5 protein-coding genes are annotated in these 3,927 nt (G+C 69.6%); 3 read left to right on the top strand and 2 right to left on the bottom strand.

All coding sequences use genetic code 11. From position 1 onward, the window contains the following. Positions 1-441: 441 nt before the first annotated feature. Positions 442-636: a hypothetical protein gene (locus tag VKH46_03875; GenBank protein ID HKB69956.1), complete on the bottom strand. Its 195-nt coding sequence runs from the start codon at positions 634-636 to the stop codon at positions 442-444. 94 nt (positions 637-730) lie between these two features. On the opposite strand from VKH46_03875, the gene VKH46_03870 reads away from it, so the two are divergent. The 3 genes from VKH46_03870 to pfp all read left to right on the top strand — a co-directional run bounded on the left by VKH46_03870 (position 731) and on the right by pfp (position 3,228). Next, positions 731-1,627 carry a DUF5996 family protein gene (locus VKH46_03870; GenBank protein ID HKB69955.1) on the top strand — a complete coding sequence of 299 codons (897 nt, stop codon included), beginning with the start codon at positions 731-733 and terminating at the stop codon, positions 1,625-1,627. After that, positions 1,624-1,890 carry a UBP-type zinc finger domain-containing protein gene (locus tag VKH46_03865; GenBank protein HKB69954.1) on the top strand — a complete coding sequence of 89 codons (267 nt, stop codon included), beginning with the start codon at positions 1,624-1,626 and terminating at the stop codon, positions 1,888-1,890. Before VKH46_03870 ends, VKH46_03865 begins: the two co-directional genes overlap by 4 nt. 69 nt (positions 1,891-1,959) lie before the next feature. Continuing rightward, positions 1,960-3,228, top strand: coding sequence for a diphosphate--fructose-6-phosphate 1-phosphotransferase (gene pfp / locus VKH46_03860; GenBank protein ID HKB69953.1), 1,269 nt, complete (start codon positions 1,960-1,962; stop codon positions 3,226-3,228). An 11-nt stretch (positions 3,229-3,239) separates the two neighbouring features. Here the strand turns inward: pfp and VKH46_03855 are convergent. After that, a partial coding sequence (locus VKH46_03855) for a hypothetical protein (GenBank protein ID HKB69952.1) occupies positions 3,240-3,927 on the bottom strand: 688 nt, incomplete at its 5' end.

Genomic DNA, 3,927 nt, shown 5'->3' with positions numbered 1-3,927 from the left:
TGCGGCCGGACCCCGTGATCTCCGATTCGTGCATCTCGCGGCCCGACGACCCCGGGAAGACTTGAATCGAGGCGGGTCACGAAGAGCCGAAGGCAGGGCGAGGCCCGAGCCCGGCGGGATGCGGACAGACGGCCGGCGGCGAAGGCGTCGAGCCGCCGGCCGGCTCGTACGCGCCCGCCTCCGCCTTCGCTGAAGCTTCCTCCTTCGCCGAGGCTTCGGCGGGACGAGTCGGCACGGTCCTCTTGGCATCGACTTGCCGATACGGCCCGCGCGCCCTCAGCGCCGTTCGGCAGAGCGGAGGCGGACGGCTCGATGCATCATCCGCCTTCGCCAAGGCTACGGCGGATCTGCATCCGACGAGCGGTCATGCCGAGAGGAGTATCTTCGAGCGATCATCCTCCGAAGCTCGCGAGAGCGGAGGAGGATCGCCGTGCCTGCCCGTCAGGAAGGCGCCACCCCCGGCTCATGCGCCTCGGGGCGACGCTCCGGTCCGCGCTTCTCGCGACGGCTCGGTCCCTCGAACTCCTCGGTCTGGGCGATGAACGCCTCTTTCTCTTCCGGCGTCATGTGGCGGTTCGGCGTGACGGGGCGCGCCGCAGGACGGCGCGTCGGCGTGATCGGTTTGCTCGTTTTCATCGCAAGCCTCCTTCCGATCGTCTGACGGATCCAGGATCGCACGGCGGGGCCTCGAAATCCATCCTGCAAACGGCTCAATCGGTATCATGGGGATATGTCGAACGAGACGCGATGGCCCGCGCTGCCGCTCGACGAGTGGCGCGACACGAACGAGACGCTCCACCGTTGGACACAGATCGTCGGGAAGATTTCCCTCGCGCTCACGCCGCGCGTCAACCACTGGTGGAACGTGTCGCTGTCGGTGACGCCGCGCGGCCTCGCGACGCCGCTGCTCCCGTACGGCGATCGCTCGTTCGACATGGAGTTCGACTTCGCCGAGCACGTCCTCCGGATCCGGACGACCGGCCGCGGCGAGCGCGCCATCCCTCTGGGGCCTCGGAGCGTGGCGGCGCTCTACCGGGAGATCTTCGCGGCCCTCGATTCGCTCGGCATCCGGTGCCGCATCTGGACCACCCCCGTCGAGATCGACGACCCGATCCCGCTCGACCGCGACGAGAAGCACCGGTCGTACGAACGCGATCCCGTCGAGCGCTTCCAGAAGACCCTCGCGCGCACGCACGCCCTCTTCACGGAATTTCGCGCCGGGTTCATCGGGAAATGCAGCCCCGTGCAGTTCTTCTGGGGAAGCTTCGACCTCGCGGTGACGCGCTTTTCGGGGCGCCCCGCGCCGCCCCGGGAGGGCGCCGACTCGATCACGAAAGAGGCGTACTTTCACGAGGCGAGCAGCGTCGGTTTCTGGCCCGGCGACGGAAGGCTCACTCTTCCCGCGTTCTACAGCTATGCGGCCCCCGAGCCGCCCGGCTTTCGCGACGCCCGCATCGAACCGCGTTCCGCCTATTACCATCCGGAGCTCGCGGGCTTCTACCTGCATTACGACGCGATGCGGGCCTCGCCCGATCCGGAAGCGGCGCTCATGGAATTCTGTCGGAGCACCTACGATGCCGCCGCAAGCGCCGGCCAATGGGACCGGACGGCGCTCGAAAGGAGATGAACGTGCCCGACGCATGCGCACACCTCCGGCGCGCCGACGACGCTCCGCCCCGGTCCCGTGGATGCGAGGAGTGTCTCGCCAGCGGCGATTCGTGGGTCCACCTCCGGCGATGCCTCCGGTGCGGGCACGTCGGTTGCTGCGACGATTCGAAGAACCGCCACGCGACGCTCCACTTCCAGGCGAGCCGCCATCCGGTCATCCGGTCGTTCGAGCCGGGAGAGAGCTGGAAGTGGTGCTACGTAGACGAAATCGCGGCGGAATAACGTCGGGAGCGGTCCACGACGCTCTCTGACGGCCGCGCGGGCCGTCGTATCATCGAACCGGAGGTCTGCATGGCGGGAGAAAAGCTCGGAATCCTCGTCGGGGGCGGCCCCGCGCCGGGCATCAACAGCGTCATCTCGGCCGCCACGATCCGCGCGGCGCTCGACGGCGTCGACGCGATCGGGATCCGCGACGGATTCGAGCGGATCATGCGGGGCGACGCCGGACACGTGATGCCGCTCACGATCGACGACGTGAGCCGGATCCATTTCCGCGGCGGTTCGATCCTCGGGACCTCGCGGGCGAACCCGAGCCGGGACCCGGCCCGGCTCGAGGCCACCGTCGACACGCTCGGCCGCCTCGGGATCTCCCGCCTGATCACGATCGGCGGCGACGACACGGCGTTCACCGCGATGAAGCTCGAGGAGAAGGCGGGCGGGCGCCTCCGCGTCGTCCACGTGCCGAAGACGATCGACAACGATCTCGACCTGCCGTCGCACGTCGACACGTTCGGGTACCAGACGGCGCGGCATCACGGCGTCGAGATCGTCGAGAATCTCATGGTCGACGCGAAGACCACGGCGCGCTGGTACTTCGTGGTCGCGATGGGACGGAAGGCGGGGCACCTGGCGCTCGGCATGGGAAAGGCGGCCGGGGCCACACTCACGCTCATCCCGGAGGAGTTCACGGCCGGGCCGCCGCGATTCTCCGAGGTCGTCGACACGCTCGCGGGCGCCGTCATCAAACGGCTGGCGAAGGGGCGCCGCGACGGCGTCGCGGTCATCGCCGAGGGCCTCGTGCTGAGCCTCGCCCCCGGTGAGCTCGCCGAGCTGAAGGACGTCGAGCGCGACGCCCACGGAAACGTGAGGATCGCCGAGGTCGACTTCGGCGACATCGTCAAGCGCGCCGTCTCGGCGCGGCTCAACGAGCTCGGCCTCTCCGCGACGATCGTCGCCAAGGACGTCGGCTACGAGCTGCGCTGCGCCGATCCGATCCCGTTCGATCTCGAGTACACGCGCGACCTGGGCTACGCCGCGGCGAGCTTCCTTCTGGACGGCGGCAACGCTGCGATGGTCTCGATGCAGGACGGCCGGTTCGTGCCGATCCCGTTCTCGCAGCTTTTGGACCCGGCGACGGGCCGGGCGAGGGTCCGGATGGTCGACGTCCGCTCGGCGCGCTACGCGATCGCCCGCCGGTACATGGTCCGCCTGAGACGCGAGGATTTCGAGAACCCGGAGGAGCTCGCGCGTCTTGCGGCCGCCGCGCACCTCTCCCCTGCGGACTTCCGGGCCCGTTTCGAGCCGCTCCTCGCCCACGAGCCCGCGCCGGCCGCAGCCTGAGCGGCGGAGGGTCAGGGGGCCCGCATCAGCGTGATCGGCCGTCGATCTCGAAGCCGGAACCGGGGGAATGCGAGCGCCCGGATCGCGCGACGGGATTCCCGCGGGATCGTGAAATACGCCGTCCCCCACTTGACGGCGACCCAGAGCTCGTCCGGAAAGGAGAGCCGCCCGTGGCGCGGCGGAAGACGGCGCGCGGTCAACTCGCGCTCGAGGCGGCGCTTTTCGCCCTCGGGAAGAGACGCGCCGGCGCGATTGGCCTCGACCCGCTCCGTGATCGCCGCCTCGATCCGCTCTCGCTTTCGGCGGTTCTCCGTGAACGCCGGCGGGTCGAGCGCCTCGTCCCACTCCGCCGTCACGAACCGGCACACGTCGACGGCGCGCCGGCGAACGAGGAGACCGGTCGTGCGGCTCCGCGCGAACACGGGATCGTTCCCCTCGAGGTAGCTCGACGCGAGGAGATAGCCCGCCCGGGTAGCCTGCGCGTCGGCGGGGCTCGAGACGCCGGTGGAGCGCGCTCCCATAAGGCCGTCTTCGTCGGCGAGCGCGAAGCGCTGCGCGTCGGCCGCCGTCCGCATCGGCGAGCCTTCCTGTCGCCCCGCGTTCCAATAGAAGAACCCGTTGGAGAAGAGGTGCGTGAGCTTGTCGGTCCCGATCCGCGTTCCGCAGAGGCACAGGGTCGGTGCGAGGGAGCTCCTCGCG

The organism is Thermoanaerobaculia bacterium, assembly GCA_035260525.1.
GTDB lineage: Bacteria > Acidobacteriota > Thermoanaerobaculia > UBA5066 > DATFVB01 > DATFVB01.
The sequence above is the reverse complement of the archived record's forward strand: the minus strand, read 5'-3'. Positions and strand labels throughout refer to the sequence as shown.